Origin of the sequence: Nonomuraea sp. NPDC050227 (assembly GCF_044459705.1) — a bacterium.
Lineage (GTDB): Bacteria > Actinomycetota > Actinomycetes > Streptosporangiales > Streptosporangiaceae > Nonomuraea.
Window position 1 is genome coordinate 449,784 of sequence record NZ_JBITJF010000003.1, and the last position, 15,501, is coordinate 465,284.

General features: G+C 73.7%; 17 protein-coding genes. 7 read left to right on the forward strand and 10 right to left on the reverse strand.

The genetic code is table 11. The features are described 5' to 3' along the window. The first annotated feature begins 239 nt into the window (after window positions 1-239). A complete protein-coding gene (locus ACIBK9_RS14400; protein WP_387673805.1) occupies window positions 240-1,826 on the forward strand; it encodes an acyl-CoA carboxylase subunit beta in 1,587 nt (528 codons plus the stop codon). Between the two features lie 9 nt (window positions 1,827-1,835). Here the strand turns inward: ACIBK9_RS14400 and ACIBK9_RS14405 are convergent, their stop codons facing one another. Next, on the reverse strand, window positions 1,836-3,278 hold the full coding sequence (locus ACIBK9_RS14405) for an MFS transporter (protein ID WP_397158231.1): 1,443 nt from the start codon (window positions 3,276-3,278) through the stop codon (window positions 1,836-1,838). A 381-nt stretch (window positions 3,279-3,659) separates the two neighbouring features. On the opposite strand from ACIBK9_RS14405, the gene ACIBK9_RS14410 reads away from it, so the two are divergent. Genes ACIBK9_RS14410 through ACIBK9_RS14420 form a run of 3 tightly spaced genes read left to right on the forward strand, consistent with a single transcriptional unit; the run spans window position 3,660 to window position 5,505 of the window. Further along, entirely contained in the window at window positions 3,660-3,995 is a 336-nt protein-coding gene (locus tag ACIBK9_RS14410) for a hypothetical protein (protein ID WP_357982071.1), read from the forward strand. Next, complete coding sequence (locus ACIBK9_RS14415) at window positions 3,992-4,762, forward strand: 4'-phosphopantetheinyl transferase superfamily protein (protein ID WP_352354829.1); 771 nt, start codon at window positions 3,992-3,994, stop codon at window positions 4,760-4,762. Before ACIBK9_RS14410 ends, ACIBK9_RS14415 begins: the two co-directional genes overlap by 4 nt. A 17-nt stretch (window positions 4,763-4,779) precedes the next feature. Further along, window positions 4,780-5,505, forward strand: a complete 726-nt coding sequence (locus tag ACIBK9_RS14420) for an alpha/beta hydrolase (protein ID WP_358295100.1) — start codon at window positions 4,780-4,782, stop codon at window positions 5,503-5,505. On the opposite strand, the gene ACIBK9_RS14425 is transcribed toward ACIBK9_RS14420, so the two are convergent. The 4 genes from ACIBK9_RS14425 to metK all read right to left on the reverse strand — a co-directional run bounded on the left by ACIBK9_RS14425 (window position 5,449) and on the right by metK (window position 8,679). Then, window positions 5,449-5,988, reverse strand: coding sequence for a hypothetical protein (locus ACIBK9_RS14425; protein ID WP_397158234.1), 540 nt, complete (start codon window positions 5,986-5,988; stop codon window positions 5,449-5,451). The two genes, ACIBK9_RS14420 and ACIBK9_RS14425, sit on opposite strands and share 57 nt — an antisense overlap. Further along, window positions 5,988-6,545: a hypothetical protein gene (locus tag ACIBK9_RS14430; protein ID WP_397158236.1), complete on the reverse strand. Its 558-nt coding sequence runs from the start codon at window positions 6,543-6,545 to the stop codon at window positions 5,988-5,990. Before ACIBK9_RS14430 ends, ACIBK9_RS14425 begins: the two co-directional genes overlap by 1 nt. Window positions 6,546-6,691: 146 nt before the next feature. Next, the gene (locus ACIBK9_RS14435) at window positions 6,692-7,339 is read right to left on the reverse strand and encodes an isochorismatase family protein (protein WP_397158238.1); all 648 of its coding nucleotides are present in this window, start codon (window positions 7,337-7,339) and stop codon (window positions 6,692-6,694) included. Between the two features lie 152 nt (window positions 7,340-7,491). Then, the gene (gene metK, locus ACIBK9_RS14440; protein WP_387673818.1) at window positions 7,492-8,679 is read right to left on the reverse strand and encodes a methionine adenosyltransferase; all 1,188 of its coding nucleotides are present in this window, start codon (window positions 8,677-8,679) and stop codon (window positions 7,492-7,494) included. A 405-nt stretch (window positions 8,680-9,084) separates the two neighbouring features. Here metK and ACIBK9_RS14445 point away from each other — a divergent pair, with 405 nt between their 5' ends. Continuing rightward, window positions 9,085-9,912, forward strand: coding sequence for an S-methyl-5'-thioadenosine phosphorylase (locus tag ACIBK9_RS14445; RefSeq protein ID WP_397158240.1), 828 nt, complete (start codon window positions 9,085-9,087; stop codon window positions 9,910-9,912). Window positions 9,913-9,973: 61 nt separating this feature from the next. Here ACIBK9_RS14445 and ACIBK9_RS14450 read toward each other — a convergent pair whose 3' ends face one another. The 3 genes from ACIBK9_RS14450 to ACIBK9_RS14460 all read right to left on the reverse strand — a co-directional run bounded on the left by ACIBK9_RS14450 (window position 9,974) and on the right by ACIBK9_RS14460 (window position 11,613). Beyond that, window positions 9,974-10,237: a phosphopantetheine-binding protein gene (locus ACIBK9_RS14450; RefSeq protein ID WP_352354843.1), complete on the reverse strand. Its 264-nt coding sequence runs from the start codon at window positions 10,235-10,237 to the stop codon at window positions 9,974-9,976. A 53-nt stretch (window positions 10,238-10,290) separates the two neighbouring features. After that, entirely contained in the window at window positions 10,291-10,533 is a 243-nt protein-coding gene (locus tag ACIBK9_RS14455) for a phosphopantetheine-binding protein (RefSeq protein ID WP_397158243.1), read from the reverse strand. 123 nt (window positions 10,534-10,656) lie between these two features. Continuing rightward, entirely contained in the window at window positions 10,657-11,613 is a 957-nt protein-coding gene (locus ACIBK9_RS14460) for a prephenate dehydrogenase/arogenate dehydrogenase family protein (RefSeq protein WP_397158245.1), read from the reverse strand. Window positions 11,614-11,770: 157 nt separating this feature from the next. Here ACIBK9_RS14460 and ACIBK9_RS14465 point away from each other — a divergent pair, with 157 nt between their 5' ends. Beyond that, on the forward strand, window positions 11,771-12,547 hold the full coding sequence (locus tag ACIBK9_RS14465; RefSeq protein WP_397158247.1) for an alpha/beta hydrolase family protein: 777 nt from the start codon (window positions 11,771-11,773) through the stop codon (window positions 12,545-12,547). A gap of 30 nt (window positions 12,548-12,577) precedes the next feature. On the opposite strand, the gene ACIBK9_RS14470 is transcribed toward ACIBK9_RS14465, so the two are convergent. Together ACIBK9_RS14470 and ACIBK9_RS14475 are read right to left on the reverse strand one after the other, a co-directional pair. Further along, window positions 12,578-13,171 carry a TetR/AcrR family transcriptional regulator gene (locus ACIBK9_RS14470; RefSeq protein ID WP_397158249.1) on the reverse strand — a complete coding sequence of 198 codons (594 nt, stop codon included), beginning with the start codon at window positions 13,169-13,171 and terminating at the stop codon, window positions 12,578-12,580. Between the two features lie 64 nt (window positions 13,172-13,235). Beyond that, window positions 13,236-14,468 carry a serine hydrolase domain-containing protein gene (locus tag ACIBK9_RS14475; protein WP_397158251.1) on the reverse strand — a complete coding sequence of 411 codons (1,233 nt, stop codon included), beginning with the start codon at window positions 14,466-14,468 and terminating at the stop codon, window positions 13,236-13,238. A 243-nt stretch (window positions 14,469-14,711) separates the two neighbouring features. On the opposite strand from ACIBK9_RS14475, the gene ACIBK9_RS14480 reads away from it, so the two are divergent. After that, entirely contained in the window at window positions 14,712-15,488 is a 777-nt protein-coding gene (locus ACIBK9_RS14480; protein ID WP_397158253.1) for a MerR family transcriptional regulator, read from the forward strand. The last annotated feature ends 13 nt before the right edge of the window (window positions 15,489-15,501 follow it).

Genomic DNA, 15,501 nt, shown 5'->3' on the forward strand with positions numbered 1-15,501 from the left:
TCTTGGCAACAATGCTGTTCGTCATTTCACTGCCTCTTTCTCGGCGGTTCGTGTCGCTGTTCCCTTGCACTTCCAACTTTGCGCCGCGGCGGGGGCGCGAACCAGGCTTCGGCGAGGCAGCAAGCTGCAGGGCGTTTCCGCTTCCTGCCACGTCCGGCGCGGTCAAGCACTGCAGGAGGTGACAGGAAACGGCCATCGCTCCTTAACTGGACGTACCGGAAGAGTCCGAGGAGGAAACGATGACCATCTCCCCCGAGGTCCTCCAGGAAGCCCCGCCGTCGGCCATGGACCGCCTGCGCGAGGAGCTCGCCGGCGCGCGCGAGGACATCGCGCGCGGCCGCCCGCAGGCCGTGGAGCGGCAGCACGCGCTGGGCAAGCGCACCGCGCGCGAACGGCTCGACCTGCTGCTGGACGAGGGCTCGTTCCTGGAGATCGAGATGTTCCGGCGGCACCGGGCCCAGGGGCTCGGCATGGAGGCCCAGCGGCCGCACACCGACGGGGTCGTGGCCGGATCGGGAACCATCGACGGCCGCCGCGTCTTCGTCTACGCGCAGGACTTCACCGTCTTCGGCGGCTCGCTCGGCGAGGCGCACGCCCAGAAGATCCACAAGGTGATGGACCTGGCGCTGTCCAGCGGGTCGCCGTTCATCGGGCTCAACGACAGCGGCGGGGCCCGGATCCAGGAGGGCGTGCTGTCGCTCAACGGCTACGGCGGCATCTTCCAGCGCAACGTGCAGGCGTCGGGGGTGATCCCGCAGATCGCCGTCGTGCTCGGCCCGTGCGCGGGCGGGGCGGCGTACTCGACGGCGCTGGCCGACTTCACGTTCATGGTGCGCGACACCGCCCAGCTCTACCTGACCGGCCCGGACGTGGTCGAGGCGGTCACCGGCGAGCGCATCACGCACGCCGAGCTGGGCGGCGCGCAGGTGCACGCCAGCCGGTCCGGGCTGGCCACGTTCGTGCACGACGACGAGGAGAGCTGCCTGGCCGCCGTGCGCGACCTGGTCTCGATGTTGCCGAGCAACAACATGAGCCGCCCGCCGGCGCTGCCCGCGCGGGCCGCGGCCGGCGACGCCCGGCCCCGGCTGGCCGAGATCGTGCCGGTGGAGCCGAACAAGCCGTACGACATGCGGCTGGTCATCGCCGAGGTGGTGGACGACGGCGACTTCCTCGAACTGCACCAGAGCTGGGCGCCCAACGTGATCTGCGCGCTGGCCCGGATCGACGGCCAGGTGGTCGGCGTGGTGGGCAACCAGCCGACCGTGCTGGCCGGCGTGCTGGACGTGTCGGCCGCGGAGAAGGCCGCCAGGTTCGTCAGGTTCTGCGACGCCTTCTCCATCCCCCTGGTCACGCTCGTGGACGTGCCCGGCTTCCTGCCCGGCAAGGAGCAGGAGCACGCGGGCGTCATCCGGCACGGCGCCAAGCTGCTGTACGCCTACTGCGAGGCGACCGTGCCGCGCGTCCAGGTCATCGTCAGGAAGGCCTATGGCGGGGCGTACATCGTGATGGACTCCCGGTCGATCGGCACCGACCTGTCACTGGCCTGGCCGACCAACGAGATCGCGGTGATGGGCGCCGAGGGGGCGGTCAACATCATCCACCGCAAGGAGCTGGCCGCCGCGGCCGACCCCGCCGCCCGGCGGGCGGAGCTGCTGGAGCAGTACACCCGCGAGCTGGTCCATCCGGCGTACACGGCCGAGCGCGGCCTGGTCGACGCCGTCATAGACCCGGTGGAGACGAGGTCGGCGGTGGCGCGCGGGCTGGCCATGCTGCGCGACAAGCGCAAGCACGTGGCGCCGCGCAAACACGGCAACCTTCCCCTGTAGGGCTTCCCGTCAGTTCCCCTGCTCGGCGCAGGGGACGGCCGCGGCCGTCCGGGCGCGCTGCCCGGGGAGCCTGAGCGCGGCCAGGACGCCCGTCAGCATGACGGCGCCCAGGACGAGGACCGCCGCGCGCATCCCCTGGGCGGAGGCGTCGCGCAGGGCCTGCCCGGCCAGCCCTTCGATGCCCTGGTTGGCGACCGCCACCAGGACCGCCAGGCCCGCCGCGGTGCCCACCTGCAGCGCGGTGGAGGCCACCCCGGAGGCCAGGCCCTGTTCGTCCGCCGGGACGCCGGTGCCGGCCGCGATCCACATGGCCTCGTACGTGATGCCCATGCCCAGGCCGATGACGACGACCCCGGGCAGGACGGTGAGGAGGGCCCCGTCCCCCTGCAAGCCGGGGGCCAGGAGCACGGCGCCTGCGGCGTTGACCAGGATGCCGGCGATCAGCGTGCCGCGGGTGCCGAGCCGGTGGACCAGCCGCTCGCTGAGGAAGTTGCCGGCCGTGATCGACAGGGTCGGGGCGAGGAACGCCAGGCCGGTCTCCAGGGCGTCGAAGCCGAGGACGTCCTGGAGGTACAGGGTCAGGAAGTACGGCACGGCCTGCATCGTCAGGCCGAAGAGGAGGATGACCACGACCGCGCCGCTGAGGGCGCGGTTGCCGAACAGCCGCAGCGGCATCAGCGGCGTCCGGCCGCGGGCCTGGAGGCGCAGGAACACCGCCACCAGCACCACCGCGAGCACGGCCGCCGCGACCACCTCGGCCCGCGCCCAGCCCGCCTCCGAACCGTGCGCGACCGCGAAGATCAGCAGCGTGATGCCGGCGGTGCCGGTCAGCGTCCCGGGCACGTCCACGCTGCCCCGGGTGGCGCGGCCGTCGGGGGGCAGCAGGGCGAAGGCGGCGGCGACGCCCACGGCGGTCAGCGGCACGTTGACGTAGAACACGGCCTGCCAGCCCAGGGCCTGGGTGAGCACCCCGCCGGCCAGCGCGCCCGCCGTGAGCCCGCCGGCGCCCGCCATGGCCCAGACGGTCAGCGCGCGGTTGCGCTCCCTGCCCTCGGCGAAGGCGGTGTTGACCAGGGCCAGCACCGCGGGGAACAGCACCGCGCCGGCCAGGCCCTGGACGGCGCGCGCGGCGAGCAGCACCCCCGGCGCCGTGGCCAGGCCGCCCAGCACGGAGGCCACGCCGTACAGCGCCATGCCGAGCACGAACATCCGCCGGCGCCCGGCCAGGTCGGACAGGCGTCCGCCGAACAGCAGGAAGCCTCCGTACAGGACGGCGTACGCGGTGACCACCCATTGCAGGGTGTGCGCGGTGAAGCCGACGTCGGACGCGATGTCCGGCAGGGCCACGTAGATGATGGTGAAGTCGAGACTGATGATCAGATGCCCCAGCGCGAGCAGCGCGAGGCTCCATCCCGGCCGCCGGATGCGGTCCGGGGAGCGGGTGATGGACATGGATGTGCCTTTCGTCCGTACGGGGTCCGGTGGCCTGTCATGGCTGCACCGGAACCGGCGGACATTTGTTGGCACACCCCCTGAGGGCACTGGGGTGGGCGGCGCCCGGGCTCGGGCCGTCCGGTCCGGTCATCGCCCCTCCCCAGGTGTTCCGCGTCGTCTCCGGGACGACTATGCCGTCCGCCGCGGCCCGCGGGATCGGCCGTCCGGTCAGCGTGGCCCGGGACCTTGGGCCTAGGACCAGGGACCAGGGCCGGGCGGGCCCGGTGACAGCATGCGGCGGCGGCCTGCAGCTTCCTGACGTCCCCATCCCTGGATCGCGCCCTTCCCGGATCCCACAGTGGAGGTACGAGAGACAGACCTCCGGCAGACGAGATGGAGATGAGACCCCATGTTCGCCCCTTCACGCCGCACGGCGACGAGGAAGCCATGCTGATCCAGGTGACGATGCGCCAGGTGCGCGGGATGCCGATCCTCGGCTCCCCGATCGACGGGATCCGCATCATGGCGCTCCTGCCGGGCCACTGGCACAAGGACCTCACCCAGGCCGGCGGGGACATCGTCATCCGGATGCGCGTGGACGAGCCCCTGACCAGCGCGCAGGTGCGCGCCGAGGTGACGCAGACCCTCGCCAACCCCGAGGTGGACCGGTGGGAGCTGGTGGCCTGCCGCGTCCTGTCCCACAGCAGCACAGCCGCAAGGGAGGAAGACCAGTGATCGCATCTGTGGTGGCGCCAGGAGAGTGCCAGGTCTGGTGGGCCGGCCCGCGCGACCATCCGGAGGGGACCCTGCTGTCGGTGCTCAGCGAGCCCGAGCTCGAACGGGCCGCGCGGTTCCGCCGCGAGCCCGACCGCAGGCGCTTCCTGACCGGCTCGTGGCTGCTGCGCACCGCGAGCGCCGTGCAGCTCGGCGTCCGTCCCGAGGACGTCGTGGTGGACCGGTCGTGCCCCGACTGCACCCGGTACCACGGCAAGCCGCAGGTCCGGGCGCCCGGCTTCCCGCTGCACGTGTCGGTCTCGCACTCCGAGGACCGGGTCGCGGTGGCCGTGACGACCGAGGGGCCGCTCGGGGTGGACGTGGAGGCCGTGCCCGCCGACCCGGTGGACGACCTGGCCCGCTGCGCGCTCACCGAGGCCGAGCTGGCCGTCCTGGAGGCGTTCCCCCAGGAGGACAGGTACGAGGCGTTCGCGAAGGTCTGGGTGCGCAAGGAGGCGGCGCTCAAGGCCACCGGGCACGGCCTGCGGGTGCCTCCGACGGAGGTGGCGGTCAGCGGGCCGGCCGACGACCCGGCCCTGCTGAGCTGGCCGCTGGACATCCCGCCGGAGAGCCTGCGGTTCCGCGTCCTGTCGCCGGGCCGCGGCTACGTCGCCGCGGTCGCGGTGATCACCGGCCGCCCGGTCGAGGCGGTGGAGTTCCACCTGCCCGCCGCGCGGGCAGACTTCGCACGGGGCCCCCTGCCGGGGCCGCTGGCCGGCGTCGCGTGAGGAGGAGGACGATCCAGATGCGAAGGACCTTCCTCCTCCTGCCGGGCTCCTGGTCGGGCGCGTGGATCTGGGAGCCCGTCGTCCGGCGGCTGCGCCTGCTCGGGCACGACGCCCGCGCCGTCACCCTGCGCGGCCTGTCCGGGCCGCGCGACGACGTCGCCGGCGTCGGCCTCCAGACGCACGTGGACGAGGTGCTGACCCTGCTGAAGAACGAGGGGCTGCGCGACGTCGTGCTCGTCGGGCACAGCTACTCGGGGCTGGTGGCCGGTCAGGTCGCCGACCGGGCGCCGGGCCGCGTCGCCCACACCGTCTACGTCGAGGCGTTCCTGCCGCACGACGGCCGTTCGATGCTGCACGCCTTCCCCGACCGGCAGCGGGAGCAGGAGCTGCGCCTGATCGAGTCGGGCGGGGGCCGCTGGCCCGCCCCCGACCACACCCTGGTGGCCGAGGGACAGGGCCTCACGGCGGCGCAGGCGCGCTGGCTGGCCGCCCGGTTCGTCGGCCACCCCGGCCGGGCCGTGGCCGAGGCCGCCGTGCTCAGCACGCCGCTGGAGCGGCAGCGGGCCAGCTACGTGGTGTGCGACCTGGACCACTTCCAGGGCAGCCTGTCGCCCGACGTGTCCGCGCTGCGCGCGGCGCCGTCCTGGGACTTCCACACCCTGGACACCGGCTGCTGGCCGATGGTCTCAGCGCCCGGCCCGCTCAGCGCTCTGCTGTCCGACGCCGTCGCCGGCCGCCATTGAGCGGCCGGCGGCCTCCGGGCCCGGTGCCGGCCCGGGCCGCGTGGACGCGGGAAGCAGCCGCCGCAGCGAACCGGCGTGCAGGAACCACAGCAGGCCCAGCGCCACGGCCAGGAGCAGGGCGCTGAAGACCCACTCGTTCGACCCGCCCGGCCCGTAGACGCGGCCGCCGGAGCCGATGTCCACCGCGCGGACCGGCTGCCCGGCCCGGTGGGTGTAGCGGTCGCTGCCGTACATCTCGACGCCCGTCCGGCCGGTGGTCCCGTCGTCGGAGCGGAAGTCGCCCGTCCAGACGCAGGACTCGTGCCCCGGATGCGTGATGCACGCCAGCGTTCGCGGCACGAAAACCCCGGGCACGCCGTCGGCGCGGGCGGCGCGGACGACCGTGCCGAGGTTCGGCACGGTCAGGAACAGCAGGAAGCCCGCCACCAGGCTGAGCGCGAAGGAGAAGGCCGGGGAGACCCCGCGGCGCCCGGAGCGCGCCATCACGCGGGCGACACCGCGCAGGCGCAGCGCATGTCGGCCCGCTCGGCCGGACGGGGGCTGCGGTGCAGGAGCATGGCCACCACCATGGGCACGAAGACCAGCCCGTTGTAGAACAGGTGCAGCTCCATGCGCGGGACGAGGAGCTGGATGATGCTCGTCGGCACCGGACGGCCCGCCAGGTTGTTCCCGGTGAGCGCCTGCAGGAGCAGCAGCAGGTGCTCCAGGTGGTGCCAGACCTGGATGCCCAGGGAGATGTTCCACCACGTACGGGACCTGCCGGTGAAGCCGGAGCGCAGCATCAGCAGGCCGATGAGCATCAGCAGCGCGTAGCCGTAGTGCATCCACTCGGAGCTGACCAGCCAGGGGAAGGGCAGGCCGAGGACGCCGCGCGCCTCCTTCAGCGGCCAGCCCAGCACGTAGACCTGGATGGCCTGGGCGACGTGCTCGGCCCAGTGGGCGAGCACGACGACGAGGTAGAGGGTGAGGGCGGGCTTGTGGTAGCGGGTGTTGAGCGCGCTCAACAGGCCGCCGGACGTCGACACCGTGTGGGTGGCCATGCGGGGAACCTCGGCTTCCGGGATCGTCGGTCACGCGTCGTCCCGGCACGGCGAGGTCGCCGGCGAACGGTCTTCGGTCCCCTTCGGTTGCGCCTGCTCCGGGAGATCGCGAGTTCAGTGTCCGCTGCGATCCCGCGCCTGACAACTCACAAATTGCGCGGCAGTCCGGCGAGCAGTTGCTTGGTCGTCAGGGTGACGCCGCAGCGGCCGGCGACGTAGCCGAGCGCCTGCCGGTGGTCGGCTGCGGTGAGGTCGGCGACGGCGTCGGCCACCACGTACGGCTGGATGTCGTGGGTGAAGGCGTCGAGCGCGGTGGTCAGGACGCCGATGTGGGCGTAGACGCCGGCGATGAGGAGCTGGTCGCGTCCCGACTCGCGCAGCCACCACAGCAGGGTGGTCTCGTGGAAGGCGCTGTAGCGCCGCCGGGTGAAGACCCAGTCGCCCGGTCCCGGCGCCATCGGCTCGGGGAAGCCGCGCCGGGCGGGCTCCAGCCGGTCGCTGCGCCGCCAGAAGTCCTTGGCCAGCCCCTGCTGCTCGCCGGTCAGCAGGCCCGGCTGGGCCGCGTAGGCGACGGGCACGCCGAGGCGCGCGCACAGCTCGCGCAGCGCCGTCACGTTGCGCACCAGGTCGGTGAGCGGCGCCTCGCCGGGCGGGAAGAGGTCGAGGCAGGCGTGCTGCAGGTCGACCAGCAGCAGGACGGCCCGGCGCGGGTCGGGCGTCCAGGCGACCGCGGCGGGCGGCAGCTCGGCGGCGTCCGGCATCGGGTAGGGCTCGATCTCTGAAACGACCGGCACGGCGACCTCCGAATTTCTCGCAGCTTTTTGAGGCTGTTTCCATGATGTGCCGCCACGGCGTCCCTCGAAATGCGGAACGGCGGCAGGAAGCTGACTTCCCGCCGCCGTTTCCAGCCATTTTCTTTTTTCCGGAGTGTATACCGGGCCCATGGTCAGAGTCCGGCCGCCGCCCGCAGTTCCTCCGTCCGGTTCACCCGCTCCCAGGTGAACTCGTCGCGGCCGAAATGCCCGTAGGCGGAGGTGCCCGCGTAGATGGGACGCAGCAGGTCCAGGTCCCGGATGATCGCGGCCGGGCGCAGGTCGAACACCTCGCGCACGGCGTCGTGGACGCGCTCCCTGGGCACCCGTTCGGTGCCGAAGCACTCCACGAACAGGCCCACCGGCCGCGCTTTGCCGATCGCGTACGCCACCTGCACCTCGCAGCGCCCGGCCAGCCCCGCGGCCACCACGTTCTTGGCCACCCAGCGCATGGCGTAGGCGCCCGACCGGTCCACCTTGGAGGGGTCCTTGCCGGAGAACGCGCCGCCGCCGTGCCGGGCCATGCCGCCGTACGTGTCGATGATGATCTTGCGTCCGGTCAGGCCCGCGTCGCCCATCGGGCCGCCGACCTCGAACCGGCCCGTCGGGTTGACCAGCAGCCGGTGGCCCGTGGTGTCGATCCCCGCCTCGGCCAGCACCGGCTCGACGACCTCGCGCGTGACGTCGGGGGTCAGCATGTCGGCCAGGTCGACGTGCGCGGCGTGCTGGGTGGACAGCACGACGGTGTCCAGGCGGACCGGCCGGTCGCCCTCGTACTCGACGGTGACCTGCGTCTTGCCGTCCGGCCGCAGGTACGGCACCGTCCCGGACCTGCGAACCTCCGCCAGCCGCCGGGCCAGCCGGTGGGCCAGCATGATCGGCAACGGCATCAGCTCGGGCGTCTCCTCGCACGCGTAGCCGAACATCAGGCCCTGGTCGCCGGCGCCCTGCCGGTCCAGCTCGTCGGCGGCGGCCGCGCCGCGGTGCTCGTAGGCGTCGTCCACGCCGCGGGCGATGTCGGGCGACTGGGTGCCGATCGACACCGACACGCCGCAGGAGGCGCCGTCGAAGCCCTTCTGGGAGGCGTCGTAGCCGATCTGCAGGATCGTCTCCCTGACCAGGCCGGGGATGTCCACGTACGTCTGCGTGGTGACCTCGCCCGCGACGTGCACCATGCCCGTGGTGATCAGCGTCTCGACCGCGACCCGGCTGCCCGGGTCCTTGGCCAGCAGGGCGTCCAGGATGCCGTCGCTGATCCGGTCGGCGATCTTGTCGGGGTGGCCTTCGGTGACCGATTCTGAGGTGAACAAACGACGTGACACCGGGGCCTCCTAGTAGGGCAGGCGGCGCCCGGCGGGGGTGCGCAGGTCGAGTGCGGTCACGGGGGTACGCGGTTTCTTCGGCCTCGGCACGCGAATCACTTTGGGCATGGAATTGCTCCACATCTCGGCGGCGGGAAAACTCGAATTTCCCGGACACAGATCATCCAAGATTTCGCGTCGAGCATTCTTCTCCGATGACCTGCGCGACGGAGGTTCGCTTCCGAGAATAACCACGGCCGGGCGTGGCGGGTTCTTTCGCTGTGCGGCGTCGGGACCGGTCGGGCAATCCAGGAGATGCCCCGGACGCGCCGGGAGGCCACGATGCTCCTGATGCCCGGACGGCTCTTCCCGCCGGGCGGATCACCTACGCCGGGTCCCGGCCGCACCGGCGACGAAAGGCTGATCATGAACGGAATCGGCGCGGAGATCGGGATCATCGGCGGGAGCGGGTTCTCCTCGGTCGCCGACGGAGCCCGGGAGGTCGCGCTCACCACCCCGTACGGCGAGCCGTCGGCGCCGCTCTCGCTGGCCCGGGTGCGCGGCCGCACGGTCGCCTTCCTGCCCCGGCACGGGCGCGACCACCGCCGGCCGCCGCACCGGATCAACTACCGGGCCAACCTGTGGGCGCTGCACTCGGTGGGCGTGCGCCAGATCATCGCGCCGTGCGCGGTCGGCTCGCTCCGGCCCGAGCTGGGGCCGGGCGTGATGGTGGTGCCCGACCAGCTCGTGGACCGGACCTGCGGACGCGTCCGGACGTACTTCGACGACGCGGCGGTGCACGTGCCGTTCGCCGACCCGTACTGCCCGGTGGGCCGCGAGACGGTGCTCGACGCCGCGGCGGCGACCGGCCAGGACTGCGTGGACGGCGGGACGACGGTGGTGGTCGAGGGCCCGCGCCTGGCCAGCCGGGCCGAGGCGCAGTGGTACGCCGCGCAGGGGTGGTCGCTGCTCGACATGACGGCCTGCCCGGAGGCGGCGCTCGCCCGCGAGCTGGCCCTGTGCTACGTGCCGGTCGCGCTGGTGACGGACCTGGACGCCGGGCTCGGCGTGGGCTCCGGCGCGCGGCGCGACGAGCTGTTCACGATCTTCCACGAGGGGCTGGACCGGCTGCGGGCGCTGGTGCTGGCGACCGTGTCCCGGCTGCCGCGCACCCGTACGTGCGGCTGCGCGCGCGCCCTGGAGGACGCCGCCCTCCCCGCCGACGCCGACCACCTCGGCCCGCTCCCCGCCTGAACCCTTCTTGGAGCACGCGGAAACCCGGGCCCCCGAGGGAACCCGGGTGAGATCGCGGAGGCTACACCGCCATCGGCACGTGCGCGTCCAGGGCGACGCGTTCGACCAGCGCCTCCAGGTTCGGGTCCGCGTCGAAGACGTCGCCGACGTCGATGGCGATGCCCAGCTCCTCCTTGATCCGCCCGACCAGCCGCGCCGCGGCCGCGAACTCCCCCTCCAGGTCGGAGAACGTCGCCGCCTCCAGCCCCTCGGGCACGTCGAGCACCTCGTTCCAGATGTCGCCGACCTTCTCGCGAAGCTCGGCGAGGCTGAGTCCGCCGGTCATGGGCCGTCCCTCCTCAAGGTCTGCTGGTGATTGTCGCAACGGCGCCGCGGCGGCTACATCTCCGAGGATGCCCTGGCCCTGACCTGGCCGAGCAGCGCGTCGAGCGTCCCCTCGCACAGCAGGACGGCCGGTTCGACGGCCACCCCGAGCCGGTCCTCGATCCGGGCGGCCATCCGCAGCGCGGCGAGCGCCGTGCCGCCGAGCTCGCCGAAGGTGGCGCCGGCCTCGTCCGGGCCGACGCCGAGCACGGTGTTCCAGATGTCGGTGACGTGCCTGTCGACGTCCGCCGGGTCCACGTCGCGCGTCCTCCCGTGAGGCTCCCTTGGGGGGACCATAAGCCGCGGGGGCGGCGGGTGTTTGTCCTCACGTGCGCACTCGGGGCCGTTCGTCCGTGCGGGCCCGTCGGTCGCGCGGCGGGGTCAGGACGCCGCCCGTTCCGCCTCCCGCGTGCGCGACAGCGCCCGGACGATGCGCGCGTGCCCCTCGTTCCCCCTGGCCAGCACCTCGGCCACCGGGCCGTCGTCGGCGGCGCGCAGGGCGGCGGCGACGCGGCTCAGGTCGCGGGTCAGCTCGTCCAGCAGGTCGGCCACCGGGGTCGCGTTGTGCGCCAGGATGTCCCGCCACATGCCGGCGGGGCTGCCGGCCACCCGCGTCACGTCCCGCAACGCCCCGGCGGCCAGCGACAACCCGCCCGCATCCCGGTCCACCTCCCAGCCCGTCTCCCCGTCCACCTCGTAGTCCGTCTTCGTGCCCGGGGGCGGTTCGGCGGGCCCGTCCTGGGCGCCGGTCGCGAACCGGGCGGCGAGCGCGGCCGACAGGACCAGCGGCAGGTGCGACACGGCCGCGGCGGCCCGGTCGTGGACGTCCGGCGCGAGCAGCCGCACCTCGGCCCCGCACGCGGTCGCCAGCGCCGCCACCGTGCGCAGCGCGCGCGGCGACAGCGCCGGATGGGGGCACAACGCCCACGTCCTGCCCTCGAACAGGCCCGCCCGCGCGGCCCCGGGCCCCGACACCTCGCGCCCGGCCATCGGATGCCCGGGCACGTAGCAGGACAGGTCGCAACCGCCGCGCTCGACCTCGGCGAGGATCCGCGTCTTGGCGCTGGCCACGTCCGTGTAGACCCTCCCCAGCCCGCGGTCCTGCGCCTCCCGCAGGACGGCGGCCACCGACGAGGGCGGCGTGGCGATCACGACGACGTCGGCCGGACCGGCCCCGGCCCGCAGCGCGGTGCCCGCGCCCATCCGCGCGGCCTGCGCCAGCGCCCACGGATCGTGGTCGGCCAGCTCGACCCGGACGCCCGCCCGCCGCAGCGCGCACGCCACGGACGTGCCGATCAACCCACAGCCGATCACCACGACACGGCGGAATGGGGACATGGCCGAACCTCACTTCCCTCGGACGTCACTCCCCCATGGTCGCGGCGCGAGGCGCCCGGCGGCGGTACGCGGACCGTCTTCTTGCTGCCGCCCCGCGGCACGTTCCTGCCAGCGCAACCCCAGGTCAACCCCCTGGACGCGCTCCTACGATCACGACATGTCCTACCAAGACCTGCTGTCCCGACCGGTGCGCCCGCCCGACCGCGTGCTCCGCTACGGCGACCGCCACCCCGACCAGGTGATCGACGTCTACGACGGCGCCGGCCGCCCGCCCCTCGTCCTGCTGCACGGCGGCTACTGGATGGCCGAGTACGACCGGCGGCACGCCCGCCCCATGGCAGTCGCCCTGGCCGCGCTCGGCCATACGGTCTGGCTGCCCGAGTACCGCAGGGTGGGCCAGGATGGCGGCGGCCACCCGGGCACGTTCGACGACGTGGCCGCCGCGCTCGACCTCGTAGGAGCGCACTGCCCGTCCGGGGTGCTGCTGGTGGGCCATTCGGCGGGCGGTCACCTCGCGCTCTGGTCGGCGCTGCGGCACCGGCTGCCGCCCGGCTCCCGCTGGCACGCCGAACCGGCGGTCCGCGGCGTGGTGGGGCTGGCCGCCGTCGGCGACCTGGGCGAGGCGTTCACGGCGGGGCTCGGCGGCGGGGCGGCCCGCGCCCTGCTCCACGACCGCGCCGACCTGCTGGACCAGGTGGACCCGGTGCGTCTGCTGCCCTACGACCGGGGCCCGCTGGTGCTCGTGCACGGGGTCAGGGACCGCGTGCTGCCGGTGTCGATGAGCCGCCGGACGGCGGCGGCCGAGCCGTCGGCGGTGCTGATCGAGCCGTCGGACGCCGGCCACTTCAGCCTGATCGACCCCCTGTCGAGCACCTGGCCTCTGATCACCGCCGCCATAGAGGCCGCGGCGGGGCACACCGCGATTCGGGCGTGAGCCCGCCGACCACCCGGGCGAGCAGCACGGTCAGGACGGTTCGGGCGTGAGCGCGCCGACCACCCGGGCGAGCAGGGCGGCCCATTCCTCGTCGCCGACGGCGTGCAGGTCGGGCGTGACCAGGGCGCTGCCCATGGACAGCAGCAGGCAGAAGTGGGCCAGCGCGGCGGGCGACAGCGCCGGGTCCAGCTCGCCCCGGTCCTGGGCGAGGCGGGCCAGCGCGGCCATCGCCCCGGCGCGCTCGCCCACGTAGTCGCGCATGGGCCGGGCGACGTCCTCGTCCCGGCGGGCCGCGACGAGCGCCTCGACGATGAGGTAGCCGCGGGCGTCGCGCCGCTGCGGCAGCCAGCGTCCGATCTCCAGCAGCAGGTCGGGGACGGGCCGGTCGGGGTCGGCGGCGAACAGGTCGGCCAGCCCCCGCCGCCCGTGCGCGCGCAGCGCAGCCACCAGCAGCTCGGCCTTGGAGCCGAAGTGCGCGTACAGCGCGCCGTTGCTCACCCCGGCGGCGGCGGCGATGTCGGCGACGCGGGTGCCGTCGTAGCCGCGTTCGGCGAACGCCTCCGCGGCGGCGCGCAACAACCGTTCACGAGTCTCGGCGGCGGTGACGCCGGCGATTCGGCCCATGGCAGCATTAAACAGCCCGCCCACCCGGGACGTGACCATCGACCGGATCCCCCGCCCGCGCCGGTCAGTCGTCGAGGGCCTGGTAAAGCGTGGTCCAGAAGTCGTTGATGAGCCGCATCGAGTCCGGGGTGGACATCCCGACCTGGGTGAGCAGGATCCCGGTGACCCGTCTGGCCGGGTCGGCGTAGGCGGTGGTGCCGGTCCCGCCGTCCCAGCCGAACTGGCCGACGGAGGCGTAGTCGCCGCGGCGGGTGCGCACCGCCATCCCGAAGCCCCAGCCGCCCTGGAGCCCCTGGCCGGCGGACACATGGACGATGTTCCCGTACATGGCGTCCCGGGCGGCCTGTTGCGCCGGGGTGAGGCGGTTGGTGGTCATCAGCTCGACCGCGGGCCTGGACAGGATGCGTTCGCCGTCGTGCACGCCGTGGTTCAGCAGCATCCGGAAGTAGGCGTGGTAGTCGTCCACGGTGGAGACCAGCCCGCCGCCGGCGCCCTGGAACGCCGGGGGCCGGGCGGTTCTGCCGCCCTCCGCCTCGTCCCACACCAGGAACTCCCCGGTCGCCGGGTCGGGCCCGTACAGGGGCGGCAGCCGGTCGATCTTCGCGGCGGGCACGTGGAAGGCGGTGTCCTTCATCCCCAGCGGGTCCAGGACGCGTTCGCGCAGGAACGCCTCCAGGGACCGGCCGGCGACCCTGGCGACGAGCACGCCGACCACCTCGTTGCTGAGGTCGTACTGCCACCGCTCCCCCGGCTGGTACGACAGGGGCAGCTCGCCGAGGCGGCGCATCCATTCGTCCGGGGCCGGCGCCGGCCCGGACGCCACGCTGTAGTCGGTCCGCTCGAAGGTGGCGGCCCTGATCGGGGAGTCCAGCAGCGTGAAGTCCATGCCGAGGCCGAACGTGGAGGTCAGCAGGTCCCGTACGGTGATCGGCCGGAATGCCGGCACGGTGTCCTCCAGCGGGCCTTCGGGACGCCGCAGCACCCGCCGGTCGGCCAGTTCGGGCAGCCACGGATCGACCGGGTCGTCCAGCCGCAGCCGGCACTCGTCCAGCAGGACCATCGCCGCCGCCATCGTGACCGGCTTGGACGTGGACGCCATCCGGAAGATCGTGTCCCGGCTCATCGGCGCGCCGCCGTCGTGGCGCATCGTCCCGATCGCCTCGACGTGCGTCTCCTCGCCCCGGCTGACCAGGGCGACCAGCCCGGGGATCCGCTCGGACTCCACGTGCCGGGTCAGCACCTCGCGCAGCCGGCGCAGCCCCGCTCCGGAGAAGCCGTTGTCGTTCTCGACCGTCATGATCCCTCTTTCGGTGGTGGTCGTCGTCCGCCAAGGCTCGAAGGCGGTGATGGACGGGCCACCGGCGCCTTCGAGGTGGCCGTGCGACGAGCCTGGACCCTGACCCAAGGTCAAGGTCAACCCCGCCACGGCCGTGCGCGCTACTCTCGGCCCTGTGAATGCCCGCGACCCGTATCCGGGCGCGCCGCTCGCCGACCGGCGACCGGCGCGCGTCCGCCTGCCGTCCGCCGCCGCGCCGAGCCGATGACGGACGGGCTCACGATCGGTCAGACGGCGGCCTTCACCGGCGTCACCGTCAAGACCGTGCGGCACTACCATCGGCTCGGCCTGGTCGCCGAGCCCGAACGCGACGGTTCCGGCTACCGGCGTTACCGGTCGGCCGACCTGGTCCGGCTGGTCCAGGTCCGGACCCTCGCCGCGGCCGGCGTGCCGCTGGCCGAGATCGGCGACCTGCTCGACGCCGATCCCGAGCCGTTCGCCGCCGCCCTGGACGACGTCCGCCGCCGGCTGACCGAACGGATCGAGGACCTGACCGCGCGCCGCGACACGCTGCACCGCCTGGCCCACGGCGACCGGGTCCTGCTGCCCGACCGGGCCTGCGCCGTCCTGGACCGGCTGGCCGCCCTCGGCTTCGACCCCGGCTACGTGTCCACCCAGCGGGAAGCCATGGTCCTGACCAGGGCGCTGATGCCGGCGATCTTCGACAGCCTCCTGACCCGGCTCGAACACTCACTGGACGACCCCGAGCACGTCGAGCTGGTCAAACGCGCCCTGGAGGCGAGGGCCTGGGACCCGGACGACCCGCGCATCGAGGAGCTGGCCGCCGCCCTGGCCGCCAAGCTGCTGGCCGGCCCGGGGCCGCGGGCGATGCCGGCCGGGTTCTGGAACCGGTCCGACACCGCCGCCCGCTACGGGGTGGTCAACCACCACGGCGAGGACCGGGAACCGTCCATCGCCCGGCTGAACGCCCTGGTCGAGGCGAGGCTGCGAGCGTCCGGCATCGACCTCCCCCGCCGGTGACGGCCCCGGAGGG